The following is a 20,391-nucleotide window of genomic DNA, read 5'->3' as shown; positions in this document are numbered from 1 at the left end:
TCCCCCTCTGTGCGCCTGAACCATCGCGGGCAAAACCCTTGATGGGTGGGGCCCTGCTCCTGCTGAGCGAGGGTTTGCCCCGGCGCGGTAACCCGCAAGTTACCCTTGTTTCCCTTCGCAGGTCTTAACCTGATCAGGTTCCACGGATCCCGAATTAACGGTCTCAGCTTAGCGTCGTTCGACGGTCAGCACTCCGACAAGATGTGCGCCAGTATATACGGCCTGTTTATTTACTCAACCATGAATTTTTCACTACAATGGGACAATTCATTAACACAGGGATGGTGTTTATCATGAGCATGAAAAAATCACTTTTGTTCACCTTCGTCTGTTTCGGCCTATATGGTTGCAACGGCAGCAGCGACAATAGCAAGACATTGGCCGAACAGCTCAGCTATGATCCAGCCACGCAAGTAACGGAAAATGACATCCATGATTCCGTTTTTATTTCTGCTCTGGATCTCACTGGATTAGACAGCAACAATATTAAGAATATCTCGTTCACTATAAAACCTAAAATCGGCAGCTACGCCAAACCGGTAACAGCCACTTATGACTGGCAATATATTGCGACCAATGGTTTGTATGATATGCCAAATAGAAGGTTCCAGCTCCCCGTTTTCGGTCTATATAGTGCCTATACCAATGACGTCACAGTCAACATTCAGTTTATTGATGACAGTCACTATGTTTTTCAAAAACATATTACCACCTCAGCCTATATCGACAGCGCCGGGGTCTATGACAACGTTGGCATCAGCATCAAACCAACTGCCACACCAACCTATAGCTATTTTTATATAAAAAGTCGTTTAAAGACTCCTATTATCATGGATATTGATGGCAATGTCCGCTGGGATGCAGGTATAACGCAAGACTCCATGTCCACTATTTTCCAAGGAGATAAATTTCTCACTGGGAATGTAAAAGGCATAAATATAGACTCACTGTCTCTTTATGGTAAAAAATCTTCTATATCCATCAATGGAACCAATATGGGGAACGATGCCTATTTCCATCACAATATCGACTCAGGAAAACAGGGAATATTGATTGAGCTGGATGGTACCACGGATGGTGCATTGAAAATAGAATCCTTCCTCAGTGAAATAGACAGTAACGGCAAAGTCATCAAAGAGTGGGATTTAGGAAAGATATTCTCTGAATACATGTTGCAAGAGGGGGATGATCCCAGCAACTTTGTCAGAGATGGCGTGGACTGGTTCCACATGAACGCGGCCACCTACGACCCGGCCGACGATACTCTGGTGATCTCAAGTCGGGAGAATTTTGTCGTCAAACTGGACTACACCACCGGCAAGCTGATCTGGTTGCTGGGAGACGAGACCAAACACTGGTACTCCTACCCTTCCCTGCAAAAGCTTGCGCTATCACTCTCCTCTGGGCAGACTCCGATAGGGCAGCATGCCGTCTCCATGACCAAAGATGGTAAGCTGATGCTGTTCAACAATGGCCGCAGAAGTTTCAACAACCCTGCCGGGACACCGGCTGGCATAGACCTGGCCACCAGCCAGACGGCTATCTTTGCGATCGACAATCAGAATAAAACGGCTCAGGTAACCTGGAGTTTTGACGATGGCATCTATTCAGATATCTGCTCCAGCATCTACGAAGACAAGCTGGCTGCCGAAGGTGATTTTCTCATCAACTATGCGGCAGCCGACAACCGAACCAGGGTTGTCATTCAGGGGATAAACAAGAACAAACAGAAACTGTTCGAGTTTACCTATCCGAGCCCGACTCCGTGTGCCACCTCCTGGAACGCCATCCAGATCCCTCTCGAAAACATCCACTTTCAATAAACAGCAGAGCAGCGCCCCCGTGGCGCTGCTTTTTATTCATCTTCCGGATTGGCGATCAGGATCTCGGTCAGGCGGCCCTGCTCGTTACGACTGAGCACCAGCTTGCGGCCCGGTTGCAGATCGGCCGGGCTGCCGTTCAACCAGCGGGTGTCGTCATCGAAGGCCAGCACGCCGAGCCCCTGCAGCCGCAGGGCGCGGCCTGTAACCGCCAGCAGCGAGGCTTCGGCCCGGCGCCACTGGCTGGTCGGCAAGAATCCGGCGATGGCGTCGGCCATGCCGATCCGCTCGGCGACTCCGTCACGGCTGAGGATGGCCAGACGCATGCCGGGTCTGAGCTCATCGTTGCCTGCCACCCCGCTCAGCGCGGCGTTGCCGAGTTCGAGTTGGGCGCCCTGAAACTGCAGGCGCAGGCCATCGTTGTGTTCCAGCTCCACCAGCCAGAGCTCACCATCGGCGGCCAGAGCGCAGAGCGGCAGTGTCAGCAGCAGCAGGGAAGTGCGTGTCATAGCAAAAGGCCCATGGTCAAACCGTGCGAGGTTTAACTATGGACCCAGCTGTACCATTTTTCCGCCAGCACCCCGCCGGCCTGGCTCAGTCATCCTCGCGGCAGCGGCTCAGGCGCATGCCGTCAAACTTGCACTCCAGCTCCAGCCAGCGCCCTTCGAACGGGGCCAGGCTGTCGTCCGAGGTGACATAACCCCAGATCCGCCCCTGCTCCACCGGCCCTTCCAGCTCCATCTCGTCATCCTCCTCCAGCTTCTCGACCTCCCGGATCCGCCGCAGCTCGCCCTCGACCACCCCTTCCAGATCGACCCAGGTACCGCCGAGATCGTCCTCTCTCAGCCCGTCCTTGAAGCGGGTCTGCTCATCGAGCACAAAGGGAATGCCGTTGACCATCAGCTGGCCCAGCTGCCAGGTGGTGCGGCCGGTCAATTTGAACTCCGCCGACTGCGCAGCGCCGAATGGCAACAAAATCAGCAGCAGGAGAGTGCTGAGAGACTTCTTCATCGGGGATCCTCGGGGTTACACTGCCACACAGGATGCCTCATCCGGTGTGAGATGACCGTGAAATGCCGGTCAAGACCAGGAGATCAAAGCATGAAAATACTGGTGGTGGAAGACAATCCCCAGGTCGCGGAAACCATCATGGATTATCTGGAGCTGGCGGGCCACCGGCTGGACTGCGCCTACCACGGCCAGGCGGCCCTGCAGCTGCTGGCCGAGCAGCGCTTCGACGTCATCATCATGGATGTCATGATGCCGCGCCTCGACGGCCTCAGCACGGTGGCCCGCCTGCGGGACCAGGGGATCCCGACCCCAGTGCTGTTTCTCACCGCCCGCGACAGCCTGGACGACAAGCTGGCGGGCTTCAAGGCCGGTGGCGACGACTACCTGGTCAAGCCGTTCGCCATGGAGGAGCTGGAAGTGCGGCTGCAGGCGCTGGCCCTGCGCGGCCCGCGCAGCGACATGGGGGCGCTGTGCGTGGGCGAGCTGACCCTGGATCCCGCCAGTGGCCGCGCCACCCGGGCCGGGGTCGAACTCAAGCTAGGCAAGATCCCGTTCCAGATCCTCACCCTGCTGGCCCGCCGGGCCCCCGCCCTGGTCACTCGCCAGGAGGTGCTCGACACCGTCTGGGGCGACGAGGAGCCGGACTCCGACGCCCTGCGCAGCCACATCTATGCCCTGCGCAATGCCCTCGACAAACCCTTCCCTACCCCCATGCTGGAAACCCTGCACGGTCAGGGCTATCGGCTGGTGACCCCATGATGAGCCGCCAGCGCAGCCTGACTCCGCCAACAGGGAGGCCATCATGAGCCTGCCCAGCCTGCGCCGTCGCCTGATCCTCACCCTGAGCGGCGCCGGCCTGCTGCTGCTGGTCATCATCAGCCTGCTGATGGTGGTGGCCGAGGACAAGATGGAGGAGCTCAGCCTGCGCCACTGGCTGGAGGCCGAGGTGATCCGCTACAGCGACGACTGGCTGCGGCTCGGCATGGCGGCCCCCGCCCCCAGCCCGCGTCAGTTTTCCAGCTACTGGACCGAGGCCGGCCGCCTGCCGGTCTGGCTCAAGCCCTACCAGCGCCCGGGCTTCTACGAACACGTGCTGGGGGACGAGGACAAGCACTTCCTGGTGCGGCCCCATCCGTCCGGTGAGGGGCTGCTCTACCTGGTGTTCAACGACGACGCCGACGACTACCTGGATCCTTACGAGGATCAGCTGCACCTGGCGACCCGGCTGATCGGGCTGGCCCTGCTGCTCGGCTGCATCGGCTTTGGCATCTGGCTGGTACGCCACATCACCCGGCCGCTGCAGCGGCTGCAGCAGCGGGTCGCCCACCTCACCCCGGATCAGGCGGACTTCGTGCCCGACGCCCCCTGGCAGGAGCTCAGAGACATCGAGCTGGCGCTGCTGGCCGGCAAGCAGGAGGTGGCCGCCGTGTTTGCCCGCGAGCAGGAGTTCAGCCGCTTTGCCAGCCACGAGCTGCGCACCCCCAACATGGTGATCCAGGGCTCGGCCGCCCTGCTCGGCAAGGTGAGCGATCTGCCCGCGCCCGCCGCCCGCGCCACTACCCGCATTCGCGCCGCCGCCGACGAGATGGCGCTGCTCACCGAGACCTTTCTGCTGCTGGGCCGCAAGGAGCCGGTGGAGCGCCCACCCCAGCAGGTGGCGCCGCTCATTCGCCAGGAGCTGGCCCGCCTCGCCCCGCTGCTGCAGCGGGAGGAGCTGGATATCCGGTTGCAGCTGGACGATGAGAGCGAGGCGCTGGCCCCCCTCTCTCTGCTCGCCATTGCGCTCGGCAACCTGCTGAAGAATGCCCTCAGCTACGCCGAGGGGCACATCGACATCGAGCTGGCCGGCCCCGTGCTCACCATCAGCAACCCCACCGCCGCCGCACCGGATCAGATCCTCGGTTACGGCTGCGGCCTCACCATCATCCAGCGCATCTGCGAGAAGCTGGGCTGGCAGATAGAGACCCGGCTGGAGGGCGGCATCTTCAGCGCCAGACTGGCGATGCGGGAGTAAAAACGACAAGGCGCCCGAGGGCGCCTTGTTCATTGTTTCCGCCACCAAAACCGGCCAGGAGGCCGGTCTTGCATTCAGGCCGCGCTCTTACTGACAGACGCCACCTGTGGACGACCCTGCAGGCGATCCCAGAGGGCCGCCAGCAGCAGGGCACACAGCGAGGGTGGCAGCCAGGCCAGCCCCTGCTCGTTCAGGGGCAGGGCGAGGCTCCAGGCCGGCAGCAGGCCGGCCAGGGCCGAGGCCTTGAGCCCGTCGATCAGGCCGAACAGCAAGCTGATCAGCATGACAGGCCCCACCACCCGGGTGCCGTTGCCCCACCAGCGCAGGGTGAAGCTCAGCACCACCAGCACGATGCAGGGGGGTAGATGGCGGTCAGCACCGGCACCGAGAGCTGGATCAGGTGGCTCAGTCCCAGGTTAGAAACCAGCATGGAGAAGCCGCCCAGCAGCAACACCAGGGTGCGGTAGGAGAGCGGCAGGTACTGGGCGAAGAACTCGGCGCAGGCACAGGTCAGGCCGACGGCCGTCACCAGACAGGCGATGAAGATGAGCAGTGCCAGGAAGCCGCTGCCCATGTTGCCGAAGGTGTGCTGGACATAGGCGTGCAGGATCTCGGCGCCATTCTGGGCGTGGGGCACCAGTTCACCGCTCACCGAGCCCAAGCGGAACAGGCTGAGGTAGACCAGCGTCAAGCCCATCCCGGCGATGAGGCCGGCCAGTACGGTGTAACGGGTCAGCAACTTGGCGCTACTCACCCCGCGCGAGCGGGCCGCATTGACGATGACAATGCCAAACACCATGGCCCCCAGCGTGTCCATGGTGAGGTAGCCATTGACGAAACCGTTGGAGAAAGGCTGATGCTGGTAGCTTTCGACGGCAGGGATGGCAGAACCGGCGGGCCACAGCAGAACGGCGAGACCCAGCGCCGCCAGCGCCAGGATCTTGATCGGTGCCAGCACGTGGCCCACGGTGTCGAGCAGCCGGCCCGGATAGAGGGAGATGCCGATCACCAGGCTGAAGTAGACCAGGCTGTAGATCAGCAAGGCCGAGCCATCGTCACCAAACAGCGGCGCCAGCCCCACCTCGTAGGAGACGGTCGCCGTACGCGGGGTGGCAAACAGCGGTCCCACGGCCAGATAGCAGACGGTGGCCAGCAGCAGCCCGGCCTTGCGGCCGATGGGTGCACTCAGGGCATCCACACCGCCCCCGACCTTGGCCAGCGCCACCACGGTGAGCACCGGCAGGCCGACTGCCGTCAGCAGGAAGCCGGCGGCGGCGCCCCACACCTGCTCGCCGGCCTGCAACCCCACCATGGGCGGGAAGATGATGTTGCCGGCACCGACGAAGAGCGCGAAGGTCATGAAGCCCAACGCGACTATGTCTCTGGATGTTAATTTTTGGTTATTCATGCTGCGTAATCTGCCTATGACAATGTCAAATCATGACGGAAGTCGGCACGAATGGTTTATTCGTGCAAAAAATCCGCAGATAGTTTTATTAAATTTTTATGTTTCGCGACCTGCGAAGGGCGACAAGTAGAGCGTTTGTGCCAACTGGAGGCAAGTGCGGCACGGCAATCCAGTCACTTCATCCAGAAAATAATTAAGCAATGGTGTTTGATATTGGTGTGGTGCAATTTTGCAACAGATGATAACGCCGCAACCAGCGTCATTTGTTACCTGTCTTGTCGTTCGCGGCACCCGCAGGTTCAAGCCACCCGTCCAGCCGAGCGATCAGCCCAAAAACAACAGGGCGCCCGAAGGCGCCCTGTGTGATGGAGTGGCAGCAAGCCCGGCGTCACTCCGCCGGCTTGTGCTTGCGACTCGCCTTGAGCTCGAGAAACTCGATGATCTTGCCGGCCACGTCCTTGCCGGAGGCCGCTTCCACCCCTTGCAGGCCGGGGGAGGAGTTGACCTCCAGCACCAGCGGGCCGCGGGCACTGCGCAGGATATCCACCCCGGCCACGTCCAGCCCCATGATCTTGGCGGCCTGCACCGCGGTGGCCCGCTCTTCCGGGCTTATCTTGATCGCCTCGGCAGTGCCGCCCCGATGCAGGTTGGAGCGAAATTCCCCCGGCTGGGCCTGGCGGCGCATGGCGGCCACCACCTTGCCGTTGACCACCAGACAGCGGATGTCGGCGCCGTTGGCCTCGCGGATGTACTCCTGCACCAGGATGTTGTTGTTGGTCTGGATGAAGGCTTCGATCACGCTCTCGGCAGCCTTCTGGGTCTCGCACAGCACCACGCCGATCCCCTGGGTTCCCTCCAGCAGCTTCACCACCAGCGGCGCGCCGCCCACCATGGTGATGAGGTCAGGCACGTCGTGGGTGCTGTGGGCATAGCCGGTCACCGGCAGGCCGATGCCGTGGCGGGAGAGCAACTGCATGGCCCGCAGCTTGTCGCGGGAGCGGGAGATGGCCACCGAGCTGTTGAGCGCCATGGTGTTCATCATCTCGAACTGGCGCAGCACGGCGGTGCCGTAGAAGGTGATGCTGGCCCCGATGCGCGGGATCACCGCATCATAGCTCTCCAGTTCCCGCCCTTCGTAGTGGATGGAGGGGTTGTGGGAGGCGATGTTCATGTAACAGCGCAGGGTGTCGAGCACCTCGACCTGATGACCGCGCGCCTGCGCCACCTCGACCAGACGGCGGGTGGAGTAGTTGTTGGGCTCACGGGATAAAATGGCGATCTTCATGACAATTCCGCTAGAAGGCAGTGCCTGGGCAGGATGGGGCGGGAGAGTATAAGGTGCCACAGCGCCAAGACAACGCCAATTGTTTCTCCTGACAACAAGACAAACCACACAGAAACCTGCGCTGCCATCCTGCCGTCACCAGATTGTCAAACGGCGGCACCAGACTGGTCTGTCCCCCAGTACAGGATGCCGCCGTTGTTCATCCAGGATCAAGCGGGATTGACCCGGTTGCCACCCCTTTAATGCAGGTTCGGCCCCAGCCAGCGCTCGGCTTCGGCCAGGGTCATCCCCTTGCGCTGGGCATAATCTTCCACCTGATCGGGCTGGATCTGCGCCACCGCGAAGTACTTGCTGTCGGGGTGGGAGAAGTACCAGCCCGACACCGCCGCCCCCGGCCACATGGCGTAGGATTCGGTGAGCTTCATGCCGATGGCCTGCTCCACCCCCAGCAGTTCCCAGATGCAGCCCTTCTCGGTGTGCTCCGGGCAGGCCGGGTAGCCCGGCGCCGGGCGGATGCCGCGATAGTTCTCGCGGATCAGCTCCTCGTTGCTGAGCGCTTCGTTGGGGGCATAACCCCAGTGCACCTTGCGCACCTGTTCGTGCAGGTACTCGGCGAAGGCCTCGGCCAGGCGATCGCACACCGCCTGAATGAGGATGGCGTTGTAGTCGTCGTGCTCTGCCTTGTAGGCCTTGGCGATGGCCTCCTCGCCGATACCGCCGGTCACCGCGAAGGCACCTATCCAGTCGGGCTTGCCGCTCTCTTTCGGGGCCACATAGTCTGCCAGACAGTAGTTGGGGAAGCCCTGCTTCTCGCTCTGCTGACGCAGGTGGTGCAGCACCTTGCGTACCTCGCGGCGCGACTCATCGGTATAAACCTCGATGCTGTCGCCCACGGCGTTGGCGGGGAACAGGCCTATGATGCCGGCGCAGCGCACGCTCCGATCTTGCTCCAGCTGATCCAGCATGGCGTTGGCGTCGGCGTAGAGGCGCGTGGCCTCCTCCCCCACCACCTCATCTTCCAGGATGCGGGGGAACTTGCCCGCCAGCTCCCAGCTCAGGAAGAACGGCGTCCAGTCGATGTAGGGGCGCAGCACCGAGACCGGCACATCCTCGAAGGTCTGCACACCGGGCTCCCGGGGCTTGGGTGGCTCATAGCCGACCCAGTCCAGCTGATGGCGGTTGGCACGGGCGTGGGCCAGACTGACCGGCTTGGAACGCGGCTGCTTGCGGGCGTGCTGCTCGCGGGCAATCTCGTACTCCTTGTCGATGCGGGCCACGAAGGCGGGCTTGAGCTCCGGGCTCAGCAGACTCTGGGCCACCCCCACCGCGCGCGACGCATTGGAGACATAGACCACGGGTTCGGAGTAGTTCTGCTCGATCTTCACCGCGGTGTGGGCCTTGGAGGTGGTGGCGCCGCCGATGAGCAGCGGCAGCTTGAAGCCCTGGCGCTCCATCTCTTTGGCCACGTGCACCATCTCGTCCAGCGACGGGGTGATCAGGCCCGACAAGCCGATGATGTCGGCATTGACCTCCCGCGCCGTCTTGAGGATCGTCTCGCAAGAGACCATGACCCCGAGATCGACAATCTCGTAGTTGTTGCACTGCAGCACCACCCCGACGATGTTCTTGCCGATGTCGTGCACGTCCCCCTTCACGGTGGCCATCACGATTTTGCCGTTGCTGGAACCGCCGGACTTCTCCGCTTCGATATAGGGCTGCAGGTAGGCGACCGCCCGCTTCATCACCCGGGCCGATTTCACCACCTGCGGCAGGAACATTTTGCCGGCGCCGAACAGATCGCCCACCACGTTCATGCCGTCCATCAGCGGCCCCTCGATCACGTGCAGCGGCTTCTCGGCCTGGCTGCGCGCCTCCTCGGTATCCTCCTCGATGAAATCGGTGATCCCCTTGACCAGCGCGTGCTCGAGCCGCTTGCCCACTGGCCAGCTGCGCCACGCCTGATCCCGTGGGTCCTCGGCCTGGGCACCACCACCGCGATAACGCTCGGCGATGGCCAGCAGCGCCTCGGTGGCGTCCGGATTGAGGTTCAGCACCACCGCCTCGACCTTCTCTTTCAGATCGCTCGGGATGTCTTCATAGATGGCCAGCTGACCGGCGTTGACGATGCCCATGTCCATGCCGTTCTGGATGGCGTGATAGAGGAACACCGCGTGGATCGCCTCGCGCACCGGCTCGTTGCCACGAAACGAGAAGGAGACGTTGGAGACGCCGCCGGAGATCATGGCGTGGGGCAGGTTCTGCTTGATGTCCTTCACCGCGTCGATGAAGTCCACCGCGTAGTTGTTGTGCTCGTCGATGCCGGTCGCCACCGCGAAGATGTTGGGGTCGAAGATGATGTCTTCCGGCGGGAAGCCCACCCGGTCCACCAGAATGTGGTAAGCGCGCTGGCAGATCTCGAACTTGCGGGCGCGGGTATCGGCCTGGCCCACCTCGTCGAATGCCATCACAATGACGGCGGCGCCGTAGCGGCGCAGCAGCTTGGCCTGCTGGATGAATTTCTCTTCCCCCTCCTTCATGGAGATGGAGTTGACCACCGGCTTGCCCTGCACGCACTTGAGGCCGGCTTCCAGCACCTCCCACTTGGAGGAGTCGATCATCACCGGCACCCGGGCGATGTCCGGTTCCCCGGCGATGAGGTTCAGGAAGCGCACCATGGCCGCCTCGGCATCCAGCATCCCCTCGTCCATGTTGATATCGATGATCTGGGCGCCGCTCTCCACCTGCTGCTTGGCGACGTCGAGGGCCTCGTCGTAGAGCCCCTCCTTGATCAGCCGCTTGAATTTGGCCGAACCGGTGACATTGGTGCGCTCCCCCACGTTCACGAACATGGATTCGGGGGTGATGATGAGGGGCTCGAGGCCCGACAGGCGGCAGGCTACCGGCAGCTCGGGCAGGGCGCGCGGCTTGATGCCCGCCACGGCGTCGGCCATGGCGCGAATATGGGTCGGGGTGGTGCCACAGCAGCCGCCCACCAGGTTGAGAAAGCCGCTTTGGGCCCACTCGCGGATATGCTCGGCCATCTCAACGGCATCGAGGTCGTACTCGCCAAACGCGTTGGGCAGGCCCGCGTTGGGGTGGGCGCTGACATGGGTCTCGCTGATGCGCGACAGCTCCTCCACGTACTGGCGCAGCTCATCCGGCCCCAGCGCGCAGTTGAGACCGAACGAGACCGGTTTGACGTGGCGCAGCGAATGGTAGAAGGCTTCGGTGGTCTGGCCGGAGAGGGTACGGCCGGAGGCATCCGTGATGGTGCCGGAGATCATCACCGGCAGGCTGTAGCCCAGCGCCTCGAACACCCCTTCCACCGCGAAGGCGGCGGCCTTGGCGTTGAGGGTATCGAAGATGGTCTCGATCAGAATGATGTCGGCGCCGCCCTCGATCAGGGCGTGGGTCGATTCGGTGTAAGCAGCCACCAGCTGGTCATAGGTGACGTTGCGCTTGCCGGGATCGTTCACGTCCGGCGAGATGGAGGCAGTGCGGTTGGTCGGGCCCAGCACCCCGGCCACGAAGCGCGGCTTGGCGGGATCTTTTGCCGTCCATTCGTCGGCCACCGCGCGCGCCAGCCGGGCAGCCTCACGGTTGATCTCGGCCGAGAACTCTTCCATCTCGTAGTCGGCCATGGCGATGCGGGTCGCGTTGAAGGTGTTGGTCTCGAGGATGTCGGCGCCGGCGGCGCAGTACTGCTCGTGGATCTCGCGAATCACGGCGGGACGGGTCAGCACCAGCAGGTCATTGTTGCCCTTGATGTCGGTGTGCCAGTCGGCGAAGCGCGCGCCGCGATAATCGGCCTCACCGAGCTTGTACCCCTGGATCATGGTGCCCATGGCGCCATCGATGATCAGGATCCGCTCCTTGAGACAGGCTTCCAGTTTGTTTGTCACATCCGACTTTTTGTTTGGCACCGCTCGTTCCTCTTACATCCATGCAACTGCGTAAACAGCATCCTAACAGCAAACAAATCAAATGGAAATCTAGCCGTCTATCTGTCTATATCAGCGACCTATATACTCATAAATGGGTAATGAGTAACATGTGACCCAAGAGTACCCTATGCCCGTCCTCAATCCGGACACGTGCTTGCTGTTTACTAAAGAGAAAAATAACTATGAGCGTCTACTACACACTCTGCTTCCTGGCAGCGTTGGCGATCTTTATCGCCTTTGCCAATCAGTATGTTGTGAAGATCCAGACCACCATCGCCATCACCGCGGGCTCCATGCTGATCTCCGCGCTGCTGGTGCTGTTCGGTAAGCTGGGCTGGTTCAATCTGGAACCCCTGGCCGTCAAGACCATGGAGAGCATCGACTTCCAGAATTTCCTGCTGAAGGGGATCCTGGGCTTCCTGCTGTTCGCCGGCGGTCTCGGGATCAATCTGAAAGCCCTGCGCAGCCAGAAGTGGGAGATCACCATTCTCTCCATCGTGGCGACCCTGCTCTCCACCTTCATGGTCGGCTACGGCTTCTGGTTCATCGCCAAGCTGCTGGGCTGGGAGCTGCCGCTGGTCTATTGCATGCTGTTCGGTGCCCTGATCTCCCCCACCGACCCCATCGCCGTACTGGCCATCGTCAAGAAGATGAAGGCGCCGCCCCAGATCGCCATCCAGATAGAAGGGGAGTCGCTGTTCAACGACGGTGTCGGCCTGGTGATCTTCGCCACCGTGTTCGCCGTGGCGTTCGGCGGTGTCGAGCCCACCTTCGGCAGCGTGGCCGGCCTGTTCCTGCATGAGGCCCTCGGCGGCATCCTGTTCGGCGCCGTGCTGGGCCTCATTGCCCACGTGATGATCAGCGCCACCGACGACGGCTCGCTGGAGCTGCTGCTGACCCTCTGCATCCCCACCGCCGGCTTCGCCTTCGCCAACATGATCGGCGTCTCTGGCGCCCTGGCCATGGTGGTGACCGGCATCATGATCGGCAACTGGACCCGTCATTCCGGCTTCTCCGAGCAGAGCAGCCATCACCTGGATCACTTCTGGGAGTTGATGGACCAGTTCCTCAACGCCCTGCTGTTCCTGCTGATCGGTCTGGCGCTGGTGCTGCTGGATCTGGCCTGGCGTGACTGGATCCTGCTGGTCATCGCGGTACCGCTCTGCCTCGCCTCCCGCTTCATCAGCGTGTCGCTGCCCTACATGGCTTTCCGCCGCTATCGCAGCTACAACAAGTTCTCGGTGCGGATCCTCACCTGGGGCGGCCTGCGCGGCGGTCTGGCCATGGCCATGGCGCTGGCGCTCCCCTCCGGCGTCATGATGCTGCCGGAACACGGCGTCGACCTGCGGGAAGTGATCCTGGTGATGACCTACTCGGTGGTGATGTTCTCCATCGTGGTACAAGGCATGACCATCACTCCGATGATCACCGCCGCCAAGAAGGCCAGCGGCCACTATTGAGTCACCGGCTGACGTCACCTAGTGACGAAAAAGGCTCCCTCGGGAGCCCTTTTTGTGGCCGACAGACGACCCTCAAGGAAAAACTGCAAATAATTGTTTGCTTTTTACTCATGTCGAGGAGAGAATACGCGCCGGCTAGTTAATCAGCCCTGATTATGTTTACCCTGAAATGCTTCACCTCACGATGAATCCTGCCAGTACCCGCATAACCTTCTTCTGATTTACTCGCCTTGAGAACCGTTCAGGCTGTCTGCCTGCGTTGCCCGGCTCTCACGGTGCAGACCCGATCTGCCCACTCCCAAGTAGCATCATGCATCCGCGTGGTCCTTGGCGCATTCCTTGAAAGTGCAGACGCCCCTGAACCGGGCTGGGTATTCCTGCGCGCTCGTCCGCAATCGTGCTGACCGCGCCCATTGACCTGACATTTGCCAATACAAGGAGCAAACACCTAATTGATATAGAGAAATACCATGATGAAAGCAGTACAAACACACAAACCCCTGCGTCGCAGCAAACCCATCAACCTGCCCGTGCAAGAGCACGATGACGACGGGTTCCTGATCCAGTTCAGCACCCGCTTCAGCGGCGGTTTTGCCATCTCCTGTGACGGCATCGCTGGCGAGTTCTCCATCGAAGACCTCAACTGATCCTGCCTGCCCAACGGCAGCGCCCGATGCAGACAGGCCGCAACTCACGGCGGCCTCTTTGTCTCACTCCCGCAAATTTTTCCGGCATCGCCTAGTCCGCACTCTTGGCCGGCAACTCTCCATACTCTCAGACCCGGCAGGCCTGCGCACCTTGCTCCTCCAGCAGCAGACACTCATCCGCATCCTCGGCCAGTTTGACCAGCCTGCTCTGCACCAGCCCCAGCTTGGCCAGCAGCGCCACCGAGCGCTCGTTGCCCGGGGTAACGATCGCGACCACCCGCTCGATGCCGAGCCGCTCCCGACCATCCTGCAGCGCCGCCAGCGCCGCTTCGATGCCATAACCCTGGCCGCGATAGGCGGGCAGGAAGGCGTAGCCGATGTCTTCACAAGGCAGGGTATCGCGTTTGATCAACCCGCAGATGCCGAGCTTGGCGCCGTCGCTGCGCCGGGCCACCAGATAGAGGCCGTGACCGTGGCGGGCATAGCTGACCGCCGGCCCCTGCTGGATGTAGTTTTCGGCATCCTGCAGAGTGCGGATGCCCCGATCGCCGATGTAGCGGTGAAAGTCGGGGTCGTTGAGCAGTTCGACAATGAAAGGGGCATCGGCAACGGTCAGTTCGCGCAGTTCCAGGCGCTCGGAGAGGATCATGACAAGGGCTCACATAGAAGAATCAGGCCCCAAGACTGCCCCCGCCACCGGCTATTGGCAAGGCCGTCACCATGAAAAAGGGCCGCAACGCGGCCCCGGTCAATGAAATCAGCCGCGTCAGGCCGCCAACAGCCCGGCGTAGCCATTGCCCTGCTCGCGCAGCGCCACGAACACCGCCGCACAGTCGGACCAGGAGAGACCGAGCCGCTCGGCCACCTGGGCGGGCCACTCGGGCGGTGCCTCGTCCCCCACGTCAGACTGCGCCGCCAGGGCGATGGCTAGATGGATGAGGGCAGCCTCGACAGAGAACTCCTTGGCCAGCAAGGGGTTGTAGTGATACTCCACCGCATGGCAGATGCTCAGGGGGAATTGCCAGCGCCTGGCCATCTCGGCCCCGGTCTGGGCATAGTTGAAGCCGACCACCAGCTCCTCGGCCTTGGCGCGCCCCTTGCTGGGCTCCAGATCCTTGATGTGGTTCACCATGTTCTCCGGCAGCCCTACGTGCATGATAAGCCGCCCCATGTCGTAGAGCAGGGCGCAGGTGAACACCTCCTCCCCCTTCATGCCCTTGAGCTTGGCCAGCCGTCTGGCCAGTTCGGCCACATCGAATACCTTGCCCCAGAAATGTTTGAGATCGATGCCGGGCACCGCATTGATGGAGCCGGTCAGGCCGCAGGCGAGCACCATGTTGCGCACCACATCGACCCCGAGCCGCACCACGGCCTCGTTGACGGTGGCGACCTGGCGACTGCCGCCAAACTTGGCGGAGTTGGCCAGCCGCAGCAGCTTGGCGGAGATCACCGGATCCTTGTTGATCTTCTTGGCAATCAGCAGGATATCCGGCTCTTTCTCGTTGAAGGTCTGCACCAGTTCGCGCATGACTTCCGGCACGTTGGGCAGGTTCTGGGGCTTGGATAACAGCGAGTCTATGGTGGGCATATTGATATCCGTCCATGCGATTTTATGATGGTTGTTGTTTGCCGACAGCAAACCCACATTAATTATGGGTAACAAAAACCGCCCCTACCGAAATGTTTTTATCGAAATATTTCAATATGTTAATAGCTATCTCGCTATACTGGCATCCTTTATGACATGACGAGGCACAGCACATGAGCGAACCCACCGAGTTCTTCGACGAACAAACCCTGCTGGAGATGGTCGACAACCAGCTGAGCGACGGCCACCCGCTGCAGGTCAAGGCGACCCTGATGCGGCTGGTGATGAAGGGCACCCCCCGTGAAGAGGCGCTGCAATACATCGCCTGTGCCCTGGGGGCCGAGCTGATGGCGATGGAAGCGGATCAGGGCCCCTTCAACCTCGAGCGTTACGGCCAGTTTCTGGACTCCCTGCCCGAGATGCCCTGGGCCGAATAAACACCCACTCCCACCGCCGGCGACCCGGTCGCCGGCCTGCCCCCGTTAGGCAAGCCACCCCGCCAGCCATTATCATTACTGCCACCGGACAGCAGGGGAGCAAGCATATGCGCTGGCAAGATCGCCGTGAGAGCAACAATGTGGAAGACAGGCGCCAGCAGGGCGGCGGGGGCGGCATCCCCATCGGCGGCAAGGGGCGTCTGATCCTGCTGGTGGTGGTCATGGTGGCCGGCTACTACGGGGTGGACCTCTCCCCCTTGCTCAGCGAGCCGACCACCCAGAGCCAGCCCCAGCGTCAGGAGATGTCTCAGCCAGCCAAGGATCCCCTCGCCAGGTTCACCTCGGTGATGCTCGCCTCCACCGAGGATGCCTGGGGCGAAATCTTCCAGCAGAGCGGCAGCCGCTATCAGGCCCCCAAACTGGTGCTTTATCGCGGCGCAACCCGTACCGGCTGCGGCCAGGGCCAGTCGGTGATGGGCCCCTTCTACTGCCCGGCGGATCGCACCGTCTACATCGATCTCTCCTTCTATCAGGAGATGCGCGACAAGCTGGGGGCCGACGGCGACTTCGCCCAGGGCTACGTGGTGGCACACGAGGTGGGCCACCACGTGCAGAACCTGCTCGGCATCGAGCGCAAGATGCGTGAACAGCAGCAGGGGTTGAGCCGGGCAGAGCAGAACAAGCTGTCGGTCAAACTCGAGTTGCAGGCTGACTGCTTTGCCGGCGTCTGGGGTCACTACATGCAGCGGGAACAGGTGCTGGAGCATGGCGATCTGGAAGAGGCGCTCAACGCCGCCCAGGCCATCGGCGACGATCGTCTGCAGCAGCAGAGCCAGGGCCGGGTGATCCCGGACAGCTTCACCCACGGTAGCTCGGCCCAGCGCTACGCCTGGTTCAAGCGCGGCTTCGACAGCGGCAAGCCCGCCAGCTGCAATACCTTCGCCGCCCGCTAGACGCCCAAAAGAAGGGCCGGATCCTGACAGGATCCGGCCCTTCTTCCATTCATGGGTGAACGTCAGTACTGGTCAGTACTGGGAGTTGACGATCACCTCCTCCCCCAACGCCCCTGCCAGCGGCAGCGGCCGATAGGTGGAGTTGGCCGAGCGCAGCAACCGGATGCCGCGAATGCCGAGCTCCTGCGCCGCCTTGATGTCGCCATCGGCATCGCCGTAGAAGATCTTCATCTGCTTCTCCTTGAGCCACTGCACCTTGGTGTTCTGGCCCGGCTGATCGCCGGCAAAGATCACCGGGTTGAGCTGGTCGGCCGGAATATTCATGGTCTGCTGCAGGGTCTGGCTGACGGTCTCGGTCTTGGTGGCCGAACGGCCGGTGACGAAATAGATGTGATCGCCGCGCTCAAGGTGCATGGCGATGAGCGCCTTGCCCACCTCTTTCGGCACGCTGAACGCGTCCCAGCCGTTGTTCATCTTCTCCCAGAAGGCCGGGTTCTTCAGGTAGCTCTCGTCGTTGGGGGAGAACTCCTGCTTGCCGCGATAGAACCCCGGGCTGGAGAAGAGCAGGGTGTCGTCTATGTCGAAACCTACCGCCATCGGCGGCAACCCATCCAGGCTCTTGGCAATCTGCGTCACCGACACCCAGTGAATGGGGGCCTGCTGGGCCAGGGTCACCGCAGTGACACCGGCGGGGCTGGCCGGGGCTTCGACCGCCACGGCAGGCAGGGTCAGGCTGGCGGCGACCAGGGAGGCAAGCAGGGCAAAACGGGGGGATAAGGACATGATACGGCTCGTGACATGAAGGAAACAGGGGGCCGATCCTGCCCCATGCCGGCACAGGAAACCGTGAAACCCGCCACAAAACAGGGTCAAGTGGCACGCATCGCCACGGCAAGCCCCCATCTTGGCGCAATCGCCAAACAGCATGGCGTGAGCACCAAGGCCGGAGCCGACGCTGCGCCCCATACTGGCCACTCCCATCCACTCAGGAGCCCATCATGGATTACAAGCAACGGCTGCAAGCCTGCCTCAACCGGGTCATCTGCGACCCCGATTTCACCCCGGCCGAGCTCGATCACTGGTTCTGCCCGGACTATGTCCAGCTGGTGGATGACCAGCGGCTGGATCGCGCCGCCTTCGAGCAACACCTGCTGGTCCTGCGCCAGAGCCTGGCCCGCTGCGAGATCCGCTTTGTCTCGCTGCTGGCCGAGGGAAACCGGGTGCACTCCCTGCATCGGGTGCGGGCCTGGCGTCACGACGGCGCCCAGATCGAGTGCAAGGTGAGCGCCCTGTTCACCTTTCAGGGCGAACGCCTGAGTCACACCGATGAGCTGACCTGCCTGCTGGCGGGGGAGCCAACCGACCGGGATCTCGGCTCCCGCCTCACGGCCCCGCCGGCTCCCGCAAGAAGCGATTGAAGGCGTGAGAAAAGGCGCTGAAATCCCCGTAACCCAGTTCGAGGGCTATCCGCGACAGCGGTTGGCCCTGTTGCTGCAACTGGCGGGCCCGTCCCATCACCACCTGTTGTCGCCATTGCCGAAAGCTGCAGCCCAACTGCTGGCTGAACAGCCGGTTGAGGGTGCGCACCGAGGCACCTGAATCGGCCGCCAGCTCCGCCAACCCGTATTCGATGGAAGGGTGCCGGCAGACCCGCTCCAGCACCCGCAGCAACCGCACGTCCAGCGCGGCGCTCAGCATGAATCCGGCCGCCACCGGCGCCTGTCGCAGCTCGGCCGCCAATACCGTCAGATAGGCATCCCTGAGCCCCGGCTCCGCCATGTCCGCCAGCCGCTCGAACAGGCCGGCCAGCAGCGGGCTCACCTGGCGGGTCGTCAGTTCACGCCCCCCATCCAGGTCATCCAGATAGATCAGACTGAGCCGGGAGTGACGCAGTACCCTGAACTCATGGGCCAGCCCGGCCGGGATCAGGCAGAGCTGGCCCGCCACCAGCAGCACGCCTGCCGCCTCACTGCTGATCACGCCACCACCCCGATGCAGATAGCAAAACTGTGAACCGCCGTGACAGTGGAGGGCGGTGAGGGCGCCTTGCGGGTAGTCGCGATACAAGAGGTTCATGACGAACTCCCCAGGCCCAAGGCCCATCTACCAGCAGGCTCTTTCGACACTTCTTGCCCCCCGCTCTCGCCCCGGTGGGCTATAACTGCTGTACGCCTTCTAATGACATTCAAATCAATTGCACCATTTATTGGAGATGCCATGGACGTGCACACCGCAGCTGCCCATTCGAACACAGTCACTCCCGCTTCACCCCAGGCCAAACTGGAGGCCATCGACCAGCTGATGGCACGGCTCGAGCTCGCGCCAGACGGCTTGATCCTGGATGCCAACCCCCGTTTTCTCGCCATCATGGGATATCAGCTGGCCGAGCTCAAGGGCCAGCACTACAGCATGCTGCTCCCCGCACAGGCGGAAGAATCCGCCGACGAGGCCGCCCGTTGGCAGGCGCTGCGGACGGGGCTGGCACAGGAGGGAGAGTTTCACCGGCTGGATCGGCAGGGGCGGGACATATGGCTGCGAGGCAGCTGCAGCCCCCAGCTGGACGAACAGGGCGCGCTGGTCCAGGTCATCGAATACAGCATGGATCTGACCGAGCAGAAGCAGCTGAACGCCAACTTCGAGGGGCAGCTCAACGCCCTCAGTCGGGTCATGGGAAAGGTGGAGTTTTCACTGGATGGCATCATCCTCGATGCCAATGCCCGCTTCCTGGAGACGGTGGGCTATCAGCTGGAGGAGCTGAAGGGCCAGCACCACCGGCTGCTGGTCGATCCTGACTACGCCCAGTCGGCCGACTATCGCAGCTTCTGGGAAACCCTGCGCCGGGGTGAATTCCTGGCGGGAGAGTTCTGCCGGCTCGGCAAACAGGGGGAAGAGATCTGGATCCAGGGCTCCTACAACCCGGTGCTGGATCTCACCGGCAAGCCCAGCAAGATCGTCAAGTTTGCCACCGACATCACGGCCCAGGTGGCGCAGCATCGCCAGCTCAAGCGCGCCATGGAGGAGGCCGAAGAAGCCGCCAGAGTGCGCGAGGAGCTGCACAAGTCGCTGCAGGAGATGTCGACCCCGGTCACCCCCATCTGGGACGGGATCCTGCTGCTGCCACTGGTGGGGATCATCGATTCCATGCGCACCGCCGACGTGATGAACAAGTCGCTCACCAAGATTGCCGAGACCCGGGCCCGGGTCTTCGTGCTGGACATCGCCGGGGTCGCCACCGTGGATACCGGCGTCGCCAACCAGCTGATCAAGATCACCAAGGCGACCCAGTTCATGGGGTGCGAGGCCATCATCTCCGGCGTCTCGCCGGCCATCGCCCGCACCATGGTGGAGCTGGGGGTCTCTGTTGGCGACATCCGTACCACGGCGACCCTGCGGGATGCCTTCGAGATCGCCCTCAAGCGGGTCGGATCCACCCTCTAGGAGAGATGCATGCTGCTCAACAATGATCTGGGCATCGCCGATGTGGCCGACTGCATCGTGGTCAGCATGCGCCCCGACCTCGGTGACGAGGGCATGCAGCAACTGATGCAGGCCCTCTCCCAGCGGCTGATGATGGGCCGCCAGCACGCGGTATTGCTCGACTTCTCCGGGGTCATGCTGCTCGATCACCACGAATTCAGGCAGGTACGCAAACTGGCCGAGGTGTGCCGCCTGCTCGGTGCCGTCTGCCTGCTGGTGGGACTGAATGCGGGGATCGCCGCCTTTCTGGCGCTGGCCAATGCCGAGCCCGGGCCGCTGCGCTGCTTTCTCGACATGGACGATGCCTTCGCCCATGTTCGCACGACGCTCAAGGATGAGGAGTAGCG

At 62.1% G+C, this 20,391-nt stretch carries 18 protein-coding genes, 1 pseudogene and 1 riboswitch; of the genes and pseudogenes, 10 read left to right on the top strand and 9 right to left on the bottom strand.

Annotated elements, in window-relative coordinates; genetic code table 11:
* Window positions 1–92 precede the first annotated feature (92 nt).
* Window positions 93–206, bottom strand: a riboswitch (TPP riboswitch).
* Between the two features lie 87 nt (window positions 207–293).
* Complete coding sequence (locus E5E96_RS09355; protein WP_171281999.1) at window positions 294–1,823, top strand: aryl-sulfate sulfotransferase; 1,530 nt, start codon at window positions 294–296, stop codon at window positions 1,821–1,823.
* Between the two features lie 32 nt (window positions 1,824–1,855).
* On the opposite strand, the gene E5E96_RS09350 is transcribed toward E5E96_RS09355, so the two are convergent.
* Together E5E96_RS09350 and E5E96_RS09345 are read right to left on the bottom strand one after the other, a co-directional pair.
* Window positions 1,856–2,329, bottom strand: coding sequence for a hypothetical protein (locus E5E96_RS09350; RefSeq protein ID WP_171281998.1), 474 nt, complete (start codon window positions 2,327–2,329; stop codon window positions 1,856–1,858).
* Between the two features lie 85 nt (window positions 2,330–2,414).
* Window positions 2,415–2,831, bottom strand: coding sequence for a hypothetical protein (locus E5E96_RS09345; RefSeq protein WP_171281997.1), 417 nt, complete (start codon window positions 2,829–2,831; stop codon window positions 2,415–2,417).
* Between the two features lie 90 nt (window positions 2,832–2,921).
* On the opposite strand from E5E96_RS09345, the gene E5E96_RS09340 reads away from it, so the two are divergent.
* Together E5E96_RS09340 and E5E96_RS09335 are read left to right on the top strand one after the other, a co-directional pair.
* Window positions 2,922–3,590: a response regulator transcription factor gene (locus E5E96_RS09340; RefSeq protein ID WP_171281996.1), complete on the top strand. Its 669-nt coding sequence runs from the start codon at window positions 2,922–2,924 to the stop codon at window positions 3,588–3,590.
* A 43-nt stretch (window positions 3,591–3,633) separates the two neighbouring features.
* Window positions 3,634–4,845 carry a HAMP domain-containing sensor histidine kinase gene (locus E5E96_RS09335; protein ID WP_171281995.1) on the top strand — a complete coding sequence of 404 codons (1,212 nt, stop codon included), beginning with the start codon at window positions 3,634–3,636 and terminating at the stop codon, window positions 4,843–4,845.
* Between the two features lie 74 nt (window positions 4,846–4,919).
* Here E5E96_RS09335 and brnQ read toward each other — a convergent pair.
* The 3 genes and pseudogenes from brnQ to metH all read right to left on the bottom strand — a co-directional run bounded on the left by brnQ (window position 4,920) and on the right by metH (window position 11,461).
* Window positions 4,920–6,205: pseudogene (brnQ, locus tag E5E96_RS09330) on the bottom strand (branched-chain amino acid transport system II carrier protein).
* Window positions 6,206–6,641: 436 nt separating this feature from the next.
* Window positions 6,642–7,538 carry a 30S ribosomal protein S6--L-glutamate ligase gene (gene rimK / locus E5E96_RS09325; protein WP_016349212.1) on the bottom strand — a complete coding sequence of 299 codons (897 nt, stop codon included), beginning with the start codon at window positions 7,536–7,538 and terminating at the stop codon, window positions 6,642–6,644.
* Between the two features lie 239 nt (window positions 7,539–7,777).
* Window positions 7,778–11,461, bottom strand: a complete 3,684-nt coding sequence (gene metH, locus E5E96_RS09320) for a methionine synthase (RefSeq protein ID WP_171281994.1) — start codon at window positions 11,459–11,461, stop codon at window positions 7,778–7,780.
* A gap of 203 nt (window positions 11,462–11,664) precedes the next feature.
* On the opposite strand from metH, the gene E5E96_RS09315 reads away from it, so the two are divergent.
* A complete protein-coding gene (locus E5E96_RS09315; RefSeq protein ID WP_024945658.1) occupies window positions 11,665–12,942 on the top strand; it encodes a sodium:proton antiporter in 1,278 nt (425 codons plus the stop codon).
* 470 nt (window positions 12,943–13,412) lie between these two features.
* Window positions 13,413–13,589: a hypothetical protein gene (locus E5E96_RS09310; RefSeq protein WP_017408838.1), complete on the top strand. Its 177-nt coding sequence runs from the start codon at window positions 13,413–13,415 to the stop codon at window positions 13,587–13,589.
* Between the two features lie 127 nt (window positions 13,590–13,716).
* On the opposite strand, the gene E5E96_RS09305 is transcribed toward E5E96_RS09310, so the two are convergent.
* Both E5E96_RS09305 and E5E96_RS09300 read right to left on the bottom strand, forming a co-directional pair.
* The gene (locus tag E5E96_RS09305; RefSeq protein ID WP_171281993.1) at window positions 13,717–14,238 is read right to left on the bottom strand and encodes a GNAT family N-acetyltransferase; all 522 of its coding nucleotides are present in this window, start codon (window positions 14,236–14,238) and stop codon (window positions 13,717–13,719) included.
* 117 nt (window positions 14,239–14,355) lie between these two features.
* Window positions 14,356–15,177 carry an HDOD domain-containing protein gene (locus E5E96_RS09300; RefSeq protein ID WP_024945656.1) on the bottom strand — a complete coding sequence of 274 codons (822 nt, stop codon included), beginning with the start codon at window positions 15,175–15,177 and terminating at the stop codon, window positions 14,356–14,358.
* A gap of 173 nt (window positions 15,178–15,350) precedes the next feature.
* Here E5E96_RS09300 and E5E96_RS09295 point away from each other — a divergent pair, with 173 nt between their 5' ends.
* Both E5E96_RS09295 and E5E96_RS09290 read left to right on the top strand, forming a co-directional pair.
* A complete protein-coding gene (locus tag E5E96_RS09295) occupies window positions 15,351–15,614 on the top strand; it encodes a hypothetical protein (protein ID WP_005308154.1) in 264 nt (87 codons plus the stop codon).
* A gap of 107 nt (window positions 15,615–15,721) precedes the next feature.
* A complete protein-coding gene (locus E5E96_RS09290; protein WP_029301797.1) occupies window positions 15,722–16,567 on the top strand; it encodes a neutral zinc metallopeptidase in 846 nt (281 codons plus the stop codon).
* 72 nt (window positions 16,568–16,639) lie between these two features.
* Here the strand turns inward: E5E96_RS09290 and aphA are convergent, their stop codons facing one another.
* A complete protein-coding gene (gene aphA, locus E5E96_RS09285; protein ID WP_043168835.1) occupies window positions 16,640–17,350 on the bottom strand; it encodes an acid phosphatase AphA in 711 nt (236 codons plus the stop codon).
* 215 nt (window positions 17,351–17,565) lie between these two features.
* On the opposite strand from aphA, the gene E5E96_RS09280 reads away from it, so the two are divergent.
* A complete protein-coding gene (locus tag E5E96_RS09280) occupies window positions 17,566–17,985 on the top strand; it encodes a nuclear transport factor 2 family protein (protein ID WP_171281992.1) in 420 nt (139 codons plus the stop codon).
* Here E5E96_RS09280 and E5E96_RS09275 read toward each other — a convergent pair.
* Complete coding sequence (locus tag E5E96_RS09275; RefSeq protein WP_029301794.1) at window positions 17,951–18,643, bottom strand: AraC family transcriptional regulator; 693 nt, start codon at window positions 18,641–18,643, stop codon at window positions 17,951–17,953. The genes E5E96_RS09280 and E5E96_RS09275 overlap by 35 nt on opposite strands.
* A gap of 141 nt (window positions 18,644–18,784) precedes the next feature.
* Here E5E96_RS09275 and E5E96_RS09270 point away from each other — a divergent pair, with 141 nt between their 5' ends.
* Window positions 18,785–20,005, top strand: coding sequence for a PAS domain-containing protein (locus tag E5E96_RS09270; RefSeq protein ID WP_171281991.1), 1,221 nt, complete (start codon window positions 18,785–18,787; stop codon window positions 20,003–20,005).
* A 9-nt stretch (window positions 20,006–20,014) separates the two neighbouring features.
* Window positions 20,015–20,389, top strand: a complete 375-nt coding sequence (locus E5E96_RS09265) for an anti-anti-sigma factor (protein ID WP_171281990.1) — start codon at window positions 20,015–20,017, stop codon at window positions 20,387–20,389.
* Window positions 20,390–20,391 lie beyond the last annotated feature (2 nt).

This window comes from Aeromonas sp. 1805 (assembly GCF_013085525.1).
GTDB classification, from domain to species: domain Bacteria; phylum Pseudomonadota; class Gammaproteobacteria; order Enterobacterales; family Aeromonadaceae; genus Aeromonas; species Aeromonas hydrophila.
Note: the sequence above shows the minus strand (reverse complement) of the source record. Positions and strands in the feature narration are given on the sequence as shown.